Annotated in this window: 11 protein-coding genes; 4 read left to right on the top strand and 7 right to left on the bottom strand. The window is 47.1% G+C overall.

What is annotated here, in order from left to right:
• Positions 1 to 17: 17 nt before the first annotated feature.
• From IX91_RS16815 to napG, 3 genes are all read right to left on the bottom strand, one after another.
• Entirely contained in the window at positions 18 to 1,601 is a 1,584-nt protein-coding gene (locus IX91_RS16815; protein ID WP_004742812.1) for an ATP-binding cassette domain-containing protein, read from the bottom strand.
• Positions 1,602 to 1,916: 315 nt separating this feature from the next.
• Complete coding sequence (napH, locus tag IX91_RS16810) at positions 1,917 to 2,771, bottom strand: quinol dehydrogenase ferredoxin subunit NapH (protein WP_004742811.1); 855 nt, start codon at positions 2,769 to 2,771, stop codon at positions 1,917 to 1,919.
• Complete coding sequence (napG, locus tag IX91_RS16805; RefSeq protein ID WP_038197251.1) at positions 2,771 to 3,532, bottom strand: ferredoxin-type protein NapG; 762 nt, start codon at positions 3,530 to 3,532, stop codon at positions 2,771 to 2,773. The genes napH and napG overlap by 1 nt, the downstream gene beginning before the upstream one ends.
• Before the next feature lie 316 nt (positions 3,533 to 3,848).
• Between napG and fdhF the strand changes: the two genes are divergently transcribed.
• The 3 genes from fdhF to IX91_RS16785 all read left to right on the top strand — a co-directional run bounded on the left by fdhF (position 3,849) and on the right by IX91_RS16785 (position 9,575).
• Positions 3,849 to 8,060, top strand: coding sequence for a formate dehydrogenase subunit alpha (gene fdhF / locus IX91_RS16800; protein WP_004749110.1), 4,212 nt, complete (start codon positions 3,849 to 3,851; stop codon positions 8,058 to 8,060).
• 193 nt (positions 8,061 to 8,253) lie between these two features.
• Positions 8,254 to 8,604, top strand: a complete 351-nt coding sequence (locus IX91_RS16795; RefSeq protein WP_004746114.1) for a cupin domain-containing protein — start codon at positions 8,254 to 8,256, stop codon at positions 8,602 to 8,604.
• Positions 8,605 to 9,086: 482 nt separating this feature from the next.
• Positions 9,087 to 9,575 carry a DUF523 domain-containing protein gene (locus IX91_RS16785; RefSeq protein WP_004746116.1) on the top strand — a complete coding sequence of 163 codons (489 nt, stop codon included), beginning with the start codon at positions 9,087 to 9,089 and terminating at the stop codon, positions 9,573 to 9,575.
• 109 nt (positions 9,576 to 9,684) lie between these two features.
• On the opposite strand, the gene IX91_RS16780 is transcribed toward IX91_RS16785, so the two are convergent.
• Complete coding sequence (locus IX91_RS16780; RefSeq protein ID WP_004746117.1) at positions 9,685 to 10,074, bottom strand: helix-turn-helix domain-containing protein; 390 nt, start codon at positions 10,072 to 10,074, stop codon at positions 9,685 to 9,687.
• Between the two features lie 89 nt (positions 10,075 to 10,163).
• Here IX91_RS16780 and IX91_RS16775 point away from each other — a divergent pair, with 89 nt between their 5' ends.
• Positions 10,164 to 10,646 (top strand): DUF2938 domain-containing protein, encoded by a 483-nt coding sequence (locus IX91_RS16775; RefSeq protein WP_004746118.1) that lies wholly within the window; start codon positions 10,164 to 10,166, stop codon positions 10,644 to 10,646.
• A gap of 11 nt (positions 10,647 to 10,657) precedes the next feature.
• On the opposite strand, the gene IX91_RS16770 is transcribed toward IX91_RS16775, so the two are convergent.
• The 3 genes from IX91_RS16770 to IX91_RS16760 all read right to left on the bottom strand — a co-directional run bounded on the left by IX91_RS16770 (position 10,658) and on the right by IX91_RS16760 (position 14,300).
• Positions 10,658 to 11,869 (bottom strand): acetyl-CoA C-acetyltransferase, encoded by a 1,212-nt coding sequence (locus IX91_RS16770; RefSeq protein WP_004746119.1) that lies wholly within the window; start codon positions 11,867 to 11,869, stop codon positions 10,658 to 10,660.
• 1 nt (position 11,870) lies between these two features.
• The gene (locus IX91_RS16765) at positions 11,871 to 12,605 is read right to left on the bottom strand and encodes a beta-ketoacyl-ACP reductase (protein WP_004746120.1); all 735 of its coding nucleotides are present in this window, start codon (positions 12,603 to 12,605) and stop codon (positions 11,871 to 11,873) included.
• 120 nt (positions 12,606 to 12,725) lie between these two features.
• A complete protein-coding gene (locus tag IX91_RS16760) occupies positions 12,726 to 14,300 on the bottom strand; it encodes an acyl CoA:acetate/3-ketoacid CoA transferase (protein ID WP_004746121.1) in 1,575 nt (524 codons plus the stop codon).
• Positions 14,301 to 14,341: the final 41 nt, after the last annotated feature.

The raw sequence follows: 14,341 nt of genomic DNA, 5'->3' as shown, positions 1-14,341 counted from the left end.
CTTAAGCCTTTAGCCGATTAACACTCGTTACTCAGGCTGTAAGTTTCATTTACCCCGCTTTCCTGCACAAAGTCCTCATCATGACTGACCAGGACAAATGCTCCACTGTACTGATTTAACGTCTGGGCGAGTAACTGCTTAGACTCCAAATCAAGATGATTATCAGGTTCATCCAACAAAAGTACCGGCTGAGTTGGCTGATGGCTGACCACCAGCATTGATAACTTCATTTTTTCACCACCACTTAGCTGCCTGACTGTGCGGAAAACCGAATCACGCCGAAAACCGATACCTGCTAACAAAGTTCGAGCCTCTGCTTCCACTAGGCCACTGCACATCTCCATCACCGTCTCTAACAGAGTTTTGGCGTTATCTAATAAGCCAAAGTGTTGGTCTAAGTAAAATAACGGCGTGTTGAGGTAACAGTCACCGCTGAGCAAAGTACTTTTGCCCCGCAAGATATTAAGCAAGGTAGATTTGCCTGACCCATTGCTCCCATGCAACCAAAGTTTGCTAGTTCCCGTTAGCTGCAAATGAATAGGCTCCTGGCAGCCATAAGGTAAGACACCATTGACTATCGAAACTAGCTGTCCTTTCCGGCCTCCATGACTTTCACACATATAGAACTTTTGCGCTTTTAACTGCTCACTCCTCTTGTTCAAAGCGTGCTCTTTCTTATCAAGCAAGTCTCGACGACTGTTTTCGTTTTTCAACTTGTTAGACATGGTTCGCTCAGCACTGTCTTTCATACCATCAAGCAAGATTTTAGGTTGGCTGCCACTTCTGCGCGCTTTCATTCCTTTTGCTTGTCTTTGCTCGGCTTTCTCTTTGTTCTTCTGCGCTTGTCGCTCAAGCCTTTTTTGCTCCTTGTGGAGACTGTCTAATTGACGTTCAACCGCAGTTACTTCGAGCTCTTTTTGACTTCTATAATCATCATAGTTACCCCCATATTGGGCTAACCCCAAGGTTGAAAGCTCCCATATTTGCTCCATTTCTCGCAATAAAAAGCGATCATGGCTTATAAGCAATATATGACCTGTGAAGGCATTCATTTGCTCACGAAGCCACTCGCGACCTTGTTTGTCTAAATGGTTGGATGGTTCGTCTAGCACTAGCAGCTGTGCATCAGATTGAAACAGTTGCCACAACTGTATGCGTGCGAGTTGTCCACCGCTTAGATCTGAACAGAGAAAGTCCGTGTTTCGCGGTAACTGCATCTCACCGAGCTGGGATTCGAGCTCTTGTTTCAACGACCATTGCTCTCCGACAATCTCGAACCAATGATCGTCGCAATCTCCTTGCTCAATTTTCGCCAAAGCGTGCAATACATTTTCAACTCCAAGGTACTGCGCAACAGTAATATTGCCATCTAGTAGCTTTGAAGGTAATTGAGTGTAAGTTTTCACGATCGCATTTAACGCGACTTCACCCTGAGTGGGACAAAGAGCCTTGGTTAGAATAGAAGCGAGAATTGATTTCCCCACCCCATTACGTCCGACTAACCCGACTTTAGATTGCGTTAACGAACAAGAGATATCACTGAAAAGCACCTCGCCATTGTCGAAGTGGTAGCTGATTTTATTGGCTTGTATAACTGGCATAAATTGCCTCCTGTTAGACAGGATTAGGCATTGCGCGTAGCAAACAGATCGCAAACAAATACGATAAAAAAACAATCTTGTATAAGAGAAGTCATGCTCGATTGAGCACAGACGGAGCTACGCCGACTAACCCTGTGAAATCCTAATAACGATGTAAAATTGGATAACAGGTGTTAGTTATTCATATTGGCGTAATCTCCTAAAGAAGTGATGGCGGGAGTATAGGGTAATCTTTGTTCAAACTTCAAGCGCTAAAAAATAAAGAGATGATCAACCGCACACATAAGCTTGTTCATCTCTTTATCTCGAATGCTATTAATCGACTTGCTGAACCGAAATACGGTTTTTGAACTCGAAGACCTTTTCTGCACACACATCAATGCAACGTCCGCAGCTCATACAGTCTTGGCTCATGACTCGTGGGTCACCTTCTTTTAGCGGTTGACGCAAAATCTCTGGCTCTGGGCAAACATTGTAGCAATCCATGCATTTGGTGCAGTCTTCACGACGCACTGCTGAAACACGAAGTAAGCTCTTTGAACCAATCACACCGTAGGTTGCACCTAGCGGGCATAAGTGACCGCACCAGCCGTGTTCAACAAGCAGCAAGTCTAGCAAGAAGACCATAACAATCAGTATCCAGCCAGCCCCCATTCCAAACACCAATCCACGATGAAGGGTGGCAACCGGATCAATCCACGCCCAAAGCACGCTTCCCGAAATTGCGCTGCCAATAAGTAATACTGGAATCAACCAGTAACGAAGTTTAGATGACCAACGGTAGCTCGCCTTTAAATTGAGCTTTCTTCTCAGCCAAGCGGCGAAGTCGGTAACTATATTAAGTGGGCAAACCCAGCCGCAAAAAGCACGCGGGCTCACTACAGCATAAAATACCACCACAATGGCGAAGCCAATCAAAGCGGTGAGTTCAGGCATATGCCCTGCTGCGAGTGTTTGAAGAACAATTAATGGATCACTAAACGGAATGACATCAAACAGATTGCTAGACGATAGGTTGCCCTTTAGTACACCTAAGGTTGGCCCTGCCATGAACAAGGCAATGATGCTGAGCTGACATACACGGCGCAGCAGCAAGAAGCGATGAGCCTTCCACCAGCCGAGTTCTCGGATTGCGTCTTTTCCTGCATCTTTCGCTAGATTCTTAGCCATTAGAGCTTACCTCCTAGCGTTTCTAACGCTTCTACAGGTACTTCCGGCGCGCTATTTTCCAGTGACTTGGTTACCTCTTCCCAACCCAATTGGTAGTGAGCTCCCATCTTGCCTTTCGCGAGCTCTGTTGGAATGATCTTGATTGCGGCAACTTCGGTCACACAGGCCTGTTCACATTTACCACAACCTGTACATTTGTCCGAATGAACGGTTGGAATGAGTTTCGCGTGATAGCCCGTTCTTTCATTGCGAATATGCTCCAGGGTTATTGCTTCATCAACCAGTGGGCAGACGCGATAACAGACATCGCAGCGCAAACCCTGCCAGTTAAGACAGCTTTCATGGTCAATCAAGACCGCGGTCCCCATGCGAGCATCATCGATATTGGTCAGATTAGGGTCAAGCGCTCCGGTTGGACAAGCAGGCACACAAGGGATGTCTTCACACATCTCGCATGGAATTTTGCGCGCATTAAAGTAAGGCGTTCCTGATTCAACAGAAGAGAGTAGCGTTGCCAATTTCAAGGTATCATAAGGGCAGGCCTGAACACATAAACCACAGCGAGTACACGCCGCTTCAAATTCCCCTTTAGGCAGCGCTCCCGGTGGTCGCACGGGCACACCTTCTCCGTTTCTTGCCTGACTTTGCGTCGACTGAAGTCCCAATACTGTCGCAGCGACTCCGACTCCTGCGGCCGTTCGTGCGGCATCCCGTAAGAACCGACGTCGACTCTCTGATAGCTTTGAATTAGACGAACTCATGACCCAATACCTCTCGCCTTCGCTTACATTGTAAGGTGACTTACAACCTACTTAAGCATAGCAACCATAGTAAAATTGCGGTTATTTTTGCGAGCAATGAGATCGAGATACATACCTCTAAAGAGGTGTATCAAACTTCAATTGATGCTTATCAACAAACCGCAGTGATAAAGCGCCCATATTGAAAAATTGCAGGGAAAGCACAGCTCACCTTATCCAACAAATATCTAAAGATTGAGTTTTTTGTCACACGAACTTTCCTTGCAACATATTATCCTTATAGAATGTGTGGCTATATTTTTGCTGCGGGGGTCTTATGATTGAAATCGTAATAGACGGAAAGTATCGAATTGTTGAGCAAGGCTCGACCCTTCTAGAAGCGGCCAAAGTGTGTGGAGTAGACATCCCCTCACTATGTGGCCTGAACAAATCTGACCAAAAAGTCCCTTGTGACTTATGTGTCGTCGAAGTCGAAAGTGGCGGAACACAGCGTGCTTGTGAATTAGAAGTCTATTCTGGGTTAAATGTCATCACCCAATCAGAACAACTCAGCGCCCACCGTAAGCAAGCACTCAACCGGATCATGCAAGATCACTACGCCGATTGTGAAGCGCCATGCAAAACCGCTTGCCCTGCGGGTGTCGATATTCAGTCTTACTTATATTTCATTGCACAGAACGATCATCAAAAAGCGATTGAAGTAATCAAGAAGACACTGCCAATGCCGCTGTCAATTGGGCGTGTTTGCCCTGCATTCTGTGAAAGTGAATGTCGCCGCTCACTGGTTGATGAGTCGATAGCCATTCGACAACTTAAACGTCATGCTGCTGATGGTGACCTTGCAGCGCAAGAATCTTATGTACCAGAGAAAAAACCAGCCAAAAACCTTTCCATTGCAGTTGTCGGAAGTGGGCCGGGTGGCCTAACCGCGGGCTATTACTTGTCCAATGAAGGTTACGATGTCACGGTGTTCGAGTCTATGCCTCAAGCTGGCGGCTGGCTTCGATATGGGATCCCCGAATACCGACTCCCTAAAGCGATTCTTGACAAAGAGATCGAGTTAATGTGCCGTAACGGCATGGTGGTGAAAACGAATCAGAAGCTGGGTGAGAATTTTAGCTTATCTCAATTAAGCGAAGATTATGACGCGGTATGTCTTGCTGTCGGTGCATCACTCGCTGTCGAGATGAACTATCCGGGCAGTGATTTAGATGGCTGCTACCTAGGTGTGGATTACCTCAAAGATTATGTCACTGAGCAGCACTACACCACTGGCAAAAAGGTCGCAGTGATTGGCGGAGGTAACACGGCGATAGATTGCGCTCGAACAGCACGTCGAGCCGGAGCAGATACCACCCTGATTTATCGCCGTACTCGCGAAGAGATGCCCGCCGAAGACTACGAGATTGAAGAAGCCGAACACGAAGGTGTGAAGTTCTTATTCTTGACCAATCCTGCCGAAAATATTGCCGACTCAAATGGTCGTGTCAGTTCAGTTCGGTTAGAGAAAATGGCGCTAGGTGCTCCAGATTCTTCAGGGCGCCGCCGTCCACAAGCCACTGGTGAATTCTTCACTGAAGCATTTGATACCGTGATTGCCGCGGTATCGCAAAAACCGGATTTGAGCTTTCTGGATAACGATTCACTCTCCATCCCACTGACTCGTTGGAATACCGCGCAAACGGATGACGCCACCATGCACACGGGGACAGGCAATATATTCAGTATTGGTGATTTCAGACGTGGCCCTGCTACCGCAGTAGAAGCCGTGGGAGATGGTCGCATCGCCGCGAAAGCGATTGATCTATACCTCAATGGCGACATGGCAGATATGCCTAAACCAGAGTTCAACTCACGTAAAGAGAAGAAGCTTTCTCAAGTTGATCCGCTTCATTTCGAACATATCGAAAAAATCGCGCGAAGCATTATGCCCGAGCTCACTCCAGAGCAACGTGAGCAGAGCTTTGCCGAAGTTGAACTGGGTTTCGATAACGATGACGCCATTCAAGAAGCAATGCGCTGTCTTGAATGTGGCTGCCAAGCCAACACCCAATGCGATCTACGTGACTACTCAACAGAATATGGTGCTGAGCAGCAATTCAAAGTTTCCCTAGAGGTGAAATCTCATCAAGATTGGTTAACACTTCGCAGTAAAGATTCTAGACATAAGTTCAGCGTTGACCGTAGTTCGCAGTTTATCGAGTTCGATGCTAACCGCTGTATCAGCTGTGGTCAGTGTATTCAGGCATGTAGTGAACAAGCCGTTCACGGTATTCTCAATTTTATTCACGATGAGAAAGGACGCCCAGCCCTTCGCCCCGATGACAGACCGCACTTTGGCTCAGCGAGAAATGGTCGTTTGCTCATGGGTGACTCCAACTGCGTGCAATGTGGAGCGTGTGTGCAAGCCTGCCCGACAGGCGCCATGGTCGATAGCCGAGATCGCTCTCAAGGTCGCAGCGAACAACTTAAACAAGTCGATACCATTTGTACTTATTGCGGGGTTGGCTGCAAGCTCACCATGCATGTCGACGAGGCGAGCAACCAAATCCGCTACGTTAAAGGTGCAGAATCTCCCGTTAACCAAGGCATGCTGTGTGTCAAAGGCCGTTTTGGCTTCGACTTTATCAATGATGACTCAAGGCTTACCACACCACTCATCCGCAAAGATGGTTGGTTACAACCTGCAACGTGGCAAGAAGCGATCGATTTAGTCGCGAAGAAGTTCTCTTCGATTAAGCAAGACTTCGGCGGCAATGCGTTAGCAGGTTTTTCGTCAGCAAAAACCACCAACGAAGATAACTATGCATTCCAGAAATTTATTCGTCGTGAACTTGGCACTAACAACGTCGACCACTGCGCGCGCTTGTGTCATGCCTCTAGCGTTACCGGTCTTGAAGCCTCGTTAGGCAGTGGTGCAATGACCAACGACATACCCAGCATCAAACATTCGGATGTTATCTTTATCATTGGCTCAGACACCACGTCTGCGCACCCGATTATCGCTTCGCATATCAAGCAGGCAATTCGTCATCATGGCGCTCGACTGATCGTCGCCGATCCAAAACGGATTGATATGGTCGACCATGCTGAGCTGTACCTCGCTCATAGACCGGGGACAGATGTCATGCTGTTAAACGGGGTGATGCAGCAGATCATTAAAAACGGTTGGTACGATCAAGAGTACATAGAAGAGCGTGTGGATGGTTTCGACACCCTACTTCAAGAAGTGATGTCTCCTGCTTACGCCTTAGATAAAGTCGAGCTTGTCACTGGAGTCAGCGCTGAAGACATCTTTGCGATGGCGCGCACCATAGGCACCGCCAAGCGTACCGCTGTTTATTACTCTATGGGCATTACCCAACATACAACGGGGCACGACAACGTTCGCTCAATCGCCAACCTGCAGCTTTTGTGCGGCAACATTGGTATTGAAGGTGGTGGCATCAACCCACTACGCGGTCAATCTAATGTTCAAGGGGCCTGTGATATGGGTGCACTACCAAACAACTACCCTGGCTATCAAAAGGTGTATAACCCAATGATACGCCAAAAGTTCTCTATTGAGTGGAACGCACCTGACCTGCCAGCAGAACCCGGGTTAACACTCACCGAGATCATTGATGGCGCATGCCAACGTCATGTGCGCGGCTTGTACATTATGGGTGAGAACCCAGTATTGAGTGACCCGAACCAAGCCCATGTAATTGAAGGGTTAGAAACGCTCGACTTCTTAGTGGTGCAGGACATCTTCTTAACTGAGACAGCCCAATACGCAGATGTGGTTTTACCTTCATGCTCGTTTGCCGAAAAATCTGGTCACTTCACCAATACAGAGCGTCGCGTGCAACGAGTCAACGCCGCAGTCAACGCTCCAGGAGAAGCGAAAGAGGACTGGTGGATCATCCAACAAATCGCCAATGCAATGGGCAGTGACTGGCACTACCAAAATGTCGCTGACATAACAGCGGAAATCACCCGCGTCACGCCACAATATGCTGGCCTCAAGTGGGATAACATTACGCCAGAAGGTGTCCAGTGGCCGAGCAATAAGAACAACCCGAACGGCACACGCATCATGCACCAAACCCAATTCACTCGCGGTAAAGGGCAGATGGTTGGAGTTCCATTCCGCTACGCAGCCGAACTGCCTGATGAAGAGTTCCCGCTAGTGCTTACCACAGGCCGAGTGTTAGAACAGTTCCACACCGGAACCATGACTCGTAAGACCAGAGGGCTCGACAAGCTTGCCGGGCCAAGAGCCATGATCAGTGTACAAGACGCCGAAGCACTGGGGATTTCAAATGGTCAAAGATTGAAAGTCTCAACCCGCAGAGGAGAGATAGAGATCGATGCGTTTGTAACCAAACGAATCCAGAAAGGGGTGATCTTTATTCCCTTCCACTTCGTCGAGTCGCCAGTAAACAGGCTCACCACTACAGCCACCGACCCACACGCTAAGATCCCAGAGTTTAAGGTCGCAGCTGTAAGAGTTGAGGCACTAGACATCGCAGAAAACCACGTCTAACTAGGCGTTTTAAATAAGGAAAGAGAGTCAACCAGAAGGTTGGCTCTTTTTGTTTATCCGTCTAACCCCAACATGATACGATATAAAATAGATTGGTGAATATTAAATACGAGTTGTAGTAGAAATACTCTCCCAACAGTAGTTTTAGCGCTTTGCAAATTTACGGAAAATAATCAGAAAGGAATTCGAAAAAATGATACGTAACTTTTACACTTGCGAAAAAGAAGTGGATGAAAATAGCCATGACGGAGAAGGCTCAATAGACATTTTTCGTGCGTTCAAGCGTAAAGATTTCGACGGTGCATGGGATTTCGCTATTCGTGTCGTTATGCCACCGGGAAGCTCTATGGGCGAACATACTCATGGAGACGATGAAGAAATGTATATCATTTTGAAAGGTGAAGGCACTATGACCATCGAAGGTAAGGAAAGAAAGGTGTCTTCAGGAGATATGATAGTTAACAAACGTTTTGGCACACATGGTTTGGTAAACACATCGAGCAATGAAATTGAGCTGTTAATAATTCAAGCAAGTCTAAAGTAAATAGCAATTGCAAAACGTTTAAACGGATTCCAAACGCTCGGCTTTTTTTGTTCAGCTAAGTTGGTAATGACAATCAATTTACTGGTTTTTGTGGTTGGACGATTATAGCTTCAAAGGGGCAGATGTAATGAATAATTTGTTTACGTATGTATCAGCAATGAAAGAAGAGCTTGACGGCCTATCGATAATTGAGAGAGTACATACGCAACAGACTACCGAAGAAGACGGAATACTTATAGAAAACAGTGAACTACTCGTAACGTTTAACAATGGTGTAGGTGTGAGAAAGTTGACCGAACGAGAGCTGTCAGATCATGACTCGGATACAGTCTGTGAGGAATGCTGGATTTCATACGAAGTCACTGAGCAACCGAGTACACTAAACATAACCCCCAAGAAAAAACACTTTACGAATCAGTGCCAAGAATCATTCTGGCTGAAAATCAATAATGCACAGATAAGCACATGAAAAGGAATCTCATTTGGAGAAAGTTTTAGTTAGCTCGTGTTTGGTTGGCAATAAAGTTCGATACAACGCCAGTTGTTTATCCATTCCTGAATCCGATTTCCATTGGCTTCAATCAAATGTAGATCTCGTGATATTTTGTCCTGAAGTGTCGGCTGGCCTTCCCACTCCAAGAGCGCCTGCTGAAATCATCTTCGGAAGAGGGATTGATGTGCTTAGTGGCTCCGCCAATGTTGTTGGAGATGATGGTATTGATGTCACAGCTCAATTCGTAGTAGGTGCTGAGAATGCTCTGAAAATATGCCAGCAACAACAAATAGAGTATGCAGTACTGGCTGAGGGCAGCCCCTCTTGTGGTAGCTCCAAGATTTACGATGGAACATTCAGTGGCACCAAAATCACTGGCTCTGGCGTAACGGCTGCTTTATTGGAGCGTAACGGCATCAAGGTGTTCAGCCAACATACAATCGACCAACTTCGAAGCGTATTGAAGAGAGCTCGCTAGCGAGCTTCGACACTAGAATACTCGATGGAAATCAGCGACAATTCATTCTTGTCAGCATACCCATTACTATCATCTGGTACCTCGACGTTTCATCATCTCCATTCACACTTTATGGCAAATAACGCTTAGCTGATTTCATCAGTTTTTGGAAAGATGGGCACTCTAGATGAGACGGTAGAGGGCAGTTCGCGACGTGATTAAGGTTATCGCGTACGATTGCCAGCCTCTTGATTTGCTCATCAATTTCTTCCACTTTTTGAGTAAGCAAATCTCGGTTAATAGCCAGTTCATCGTCGACATCAAACATGGATGCGATCTCTTCTAGCGATAACCCCGCAGCCCGACCCAGTGAAATAATATTTAATTTATTCAAAATATTAGGTGAGTATTGTCGACGTAAGCCATTTCTTCCAATCGAACGAATCAGCCCAATCTTTTCATAATACCTTAATGTGGACGGCGCCAAACCTGACTCTTTAGAAACGACTGCAATATCCATAAATATTCCCGTTGACTTAAAGTTAACTTCAAGTTGTAACATGATTCAAAACTAACAGGTTAAAAACGAATTACAACAGGGAAAACGAAATGGAACTATCGATTTGGCTACAAGCGATTTGGGTTGGTATAGGCGCGACGGTGATCATGGATATTTGGGCGTTAATTCAGAAGCGTGTGCTTGGCATTCCACCTCTTGATTACGCGTTAGTCGCGCGTTGGGTATGTTTGATACCAAACGGACAATGGGTTCATCGTCCGATTATGGCGACGCCACCAGTCAAGGGAGAGAGGCTATTGGGTTGGGCTCTACATTATTTGACTGGTATCGTTTTTGCGTTGGTCCACACACTTATTTTGGGCGAAACATGGCTTATGAATCCGAGTATCGTACCTGCACTCATGACAGGCATAGTGACCCTAGCGTTTCCATTCTTGATCATCCAACCTTGCCTAGGATTTGGTATTGCCGCAACCAAAACACCCTCGCCGTGGAAAGCACGAGGGTTAAGTTTGTTAGCGCATAGCTTCTATGGCTTTGGTCTGTATCTAACAGCGCTTGTGACGCTATAGAGACGTTAAGCTTAACTAACCCGCTTGAGAATCAACGCAGTACCCATACCACCACCGATACACAGTGAGGCGAGACCGAGTTGAGTTTTAGAGCGGATCATTTCATAGATCAGCGTAGTGACAATTCGGCCACCCGATGCTCCGATTGGATGCCCAAGGGCTATCGCACCGCCATTGACGTTGGTTTTACCTTCAAACCAATCGTAAGGCACTTGATGCTGTTCAGACAGCCCTTTCATCACTCCAATGGCTTGCGAAGCGAAGGCTTCGTTGAGCTCTAACCTTTGAATATCACTCAGCTCGAGCTCTGCGCGTTGCAATGCCTGTTTTACCGCCGGGATTGGGCCTAATCCCATCACATCAGGCTCAACACCACCCTGCCCTGTTGCGACTACCTCAACCAGAGGAGCAAGCCCATGTTGCTGAACCGCTTGCTCACTGGCAACAATCAAGGCTACCGCGCCATCATTTAAGCCAGAGGCATTGCCTGCCGTTACACTCCCTTGCTTATCGAATGCCGCTCGAAGCCCAGACAGGCTTTCTATGGTCGTACCGAATCTCGGATGCTCATCAAGATTCACAGCGCTTTCACCTTTGCGTGATTTAATCACGACAGGAACGATTTCTTGTTCAAAGCAACCAGACTTAATTGCTTGCTCGGCTCTTGATTGGCTACGCAGGGCAAATGCGTCTTGCTCTCCACGGCTTATCTCATAGCGCTTGGCAATGTTTTCAGCAGTAATACCCATATGAAAACTGCCAAAAGCATCCGTTAAGCCATCTTTGAGCATGGTATCAATCATGGAGATATCGCCCATTTTATTGCCTTGGCGACATTTCCCATCCATCACGAAAGGAGCATTACTCATACTTTCGGTGCCTGCAGCAACCACAAGGTTTGCGTCACCGCTTCGTACCGAGTTTATGGCGTTGAGGATAGATTTCATGCCACTGCCGCAGATCATGTTCAAGGTATAAGCAGGGGTTGTGACAGGTATCTCTGCGTGAATAGCGGCTTGCCGACCCACCCCCTGCCCCAGACCTGCACCGAGCACATTACCCACTACCACTTCATCAATCATGGTCGGGGCAAGTTCGGCTTGGGCAAGCGCACTCCTAATGGTTAAGCTCGCTAATTCAACGGCAGATTGGGAGCTCAGCCCGCCAAGGAAGCTGCCAATCGGAGTCCTCTTGGCAGCAACAATATAGACTTTTTCGGTCATCTTAGAGTACCAACCCTCCGTCTATTTTCAGCACTTGCCCAGTGATAAAGCTTGATTTATCACTGGCTAAAAATTCGACACCATTGGTGATGTCTTCGGTTGTCCCCATTCGGCCAAGTGGTGTTTTGCCTTTCATCATATCGAGAACTTTCTCTGGCAAATCAGCGGTCATAGGTGTTTCGATAAAGCCAGGTGCTACACAGTTGGCGCGAACTTGAGCCCCTTTACGAGCAAATTCTTTCGCCCACCCTTTTGTCATGGCGATAACTCCACCTTTTGTGGCCGCATAGTTGGTTTGTCCAATGTTGCCGTCGGTCCCAACTACTGAAGACATAGTCACAATCGAGCCGTAGTTGTTTTCCATCATTAACGGCGCGATGGCTTGAGTCAGGTTGAATACGCCTTTTAGGTTAACGTCTAGTACAAAGTCCCATTCTTGCTCTGTCATTTTGTCGATCAGTGCATCTCGGGTAACGCCCGCGTTATTCACTAACACATCTACGCGCGAGTATTGTTGTTTAATTGACTCCACCAGCTCGGCAATCGCTTGTCGGTCACAGATATTCACCGTAACAGCTTGCACATTCTCTATATCAGAAAATGCCGCGGCTAATCCGTCCGAATTCATATCTAAGGCATATACCTTTTCTGCTCCGTTTTGAGCAAACCTCTCAGTGATTGCTCGACCTATTCCTTGCGCTGCGCCTGTTACCAGACAAATTTTGTTCTCAAACATGTCTTAATCCTTATGGGCAAAATAAAAAACTGACGAGTAAAACCAATCAATCACAAACGCACTTAGCCTACCGATTTATCGGTGTCTGCCTTGATTGGAAGTCGATGAACGATTAAACCGCTATTCATCTTTACTAATTTTGAGTCGAAACTGCGTGTCAAAGATTGCAGTATCCATAAATTTTAATGACGAACTGACGACAGGAGCGAAATCCATGTGCTGCAAGATGTCTCGCTCTAAATCCATACCCGGAGCTATTTCTATTAGCTCTAATCCATTCTCCGTTAAGCGAAACACCGCTCTTTCGGTGATGTACAGAACAGGCTTGTTGCTCATAACGGCTTGCTTAGCGCTAAACGTGATTTGTTCTACTTGGTTAATGAGCTTTTTCTGTCGACCTTCCTGAATAATAGTCAAAGCTTGATGATTTACCTCAACTTGTAAACCTTGTGCGGTAAAAGTGCCGCAAAAGTAGACCTTCTTCGCGTTCTGCGTGATATTGATGAAACCGCCACAACCCGCAATCTTGCTTCCAAAACGAGAGACATTAATATTGCCGCTTTGGTCACATTGGGCTAAGCCAAGAAAGGCTTGGTCGACGCCGCCACCATCGTAGAAATCGAACATCTGATCTTGGCTGATAATGGCTTGTGGTAGACGAGAAGCACCAAAATCCAATCCACTTTGCGGCGTTCCACCCACAGCGCCCGGCTCAACCGTTAAAGTGAAATGCTCCAAAACCCCCGCTTGCTGCGCGACTTGTGCAATATATTCTGGGGCCCCAATCCCTAAATTTAAAATCGAGTTAGCTTCTAGCTCCATCGCGGCACGACGAGCAATAATGGTTTTCGCATCAAGCTTAGTAGGTTGGTTAGAATCAGGAGGTGTTGCGTGCTCTTGAGGAGTTGGGATTCCCACAAACTCAGGATTCATCATGGTGGCGAAGGTTTGCATATGCTCTGCCTCGTCTTGGCACACAACCACAGCATCAACAAAAATCCCGGGGATCTTCACCGCATGTGGATCGAGCGTTCCGGCTTCGACGACACGTTTCACCTGAGCGATCACTTTACCCCCGTTGTTTTTTGCTGCTTGCGCCGCCGCTAAGCTTTCAACAATTAGACACTCATCTTCCATCGTGATATTGCCGTTCTCATCGGCTGTCGTACCTCGCAATATGGAAACATTGACGGGCAGTTTGTGAAAGAACAGGTGTTCTTCTCCAAGCAGCTCAATCACTTCTACCCACTCCTGCGTGGTTGCTGAGTTGATCTTTCCCCCTTCGATTCTCGGGTCGACAAACGTACCTAACCCGACTTTGCTAATCGTGCCCGGCTTACCTGCTGCGGTGTCACGCAATAAGTGAGAGATAATACCTTGAGGAAGGTTGTAGCCTTGAATCAGGTTGTCGACCGCTAACTGTTGTAGCTTAGGGACTAAGCCCCAGTGCCCACCAATGGCTTGTTTCACTAAACCTTGTTTTGCAAGATGATTAACAGCGCGACCTCGCCCATCTCCCTGCCCTGCGGCAAAAATCAGAGTAAGGTCTTTCGGTTGCTGAGTGTGAGTAAAACGCTCCCCAATGGCTCTTTCAATGGCTTCAGGCACGACACTGCCAATGAAGCCCCCGAGTAATACTGAATCACCGTCATGAATCCATTGCGCTGCCTGTTCCGGTGTAAGCTTTGCGACCACTTCAACCTCCCTTGTTGTCTCTGCCCGAGTTTCTGTCTACC

Source organism: Vibrio tubiashii ATCC 19109 (genome assembly GCF_000772105.1).
Lineage (GTDB): Bacteria > Pseudomonadota > Gammaproteobacteria > Enterobacterales > Vibrionaceae > Vibrio > Vibrio tubiashii.
This window is presented reverse-complemented; position numbering and strand designations above follow the sequence as displayed.

Excerpts from the sequence above, each read along its gene's own strand:
- fdhF (WP_004749110.1), top strand. The coding sequence starts at position 3,849 with ATGATTGAAATCGTAATAGACGGAAAGTATCGAATTGTTGAGCAAGGC.
- IX91_RS16795 (WP_004746114.1), top strand. The coding sequence starts at position 8,254 with ATGATACGTAACTTTTACACTTGCGAAAAAGAAGTGGATGAAAATAGC.
- napH (WP_004742811.1), bottom strand. The coding sequence starts at position 2,771 with ATGGCTAAGAATCTAGCGAAAGATGCAGGAAAAGACGCAATCCGAGAA.
- IX91_RS16775 (WP_004746118.1), top strand. The coding sequence starts at position 10,164 with ATGGAACTATCGATTTGGCTACAAGCGATTTGGGTTGGTATAGGCGCG.
- napG (WP_038197251.1), bottom strand. The coding sequence starts at position 3,532 with ATGAGTTCGTCTAATTCAAAGCTATCAGAGAGTCGACGTCGGTTCTTA.
- IX91_RS16765 (WP_004746120.1), bottom strand. The coding sequence starts at position 12,605 with ATGTTTGAGAACAAAATTTGTCTGGTAACAGGCGCAGCGCAAGGAATA.
- IX91_RS16780 (WP_004746117.1), bottom strand. The coding sequence starts at position 10,074 with ATGGATATTGCAGTCGTTTCTAAAGAGTCAGGTTTGGCGCCGTCCACA.
- IX91_RS16815 (WP_004742812.1), bottom strand. The coding sequence starts at position 1,601 with ATGCCAGTTATACAAGCCAATAAAATCAGCTACCACTTCGACAATGGC.
- IX91_RS16770 (WP_004746119.1), bottom strand. The coding sequence starts at position 11,869 with ATGACCGAAAAAGTCTATATTGTTGCTGCCAAGAGGACTCCGATTGGC.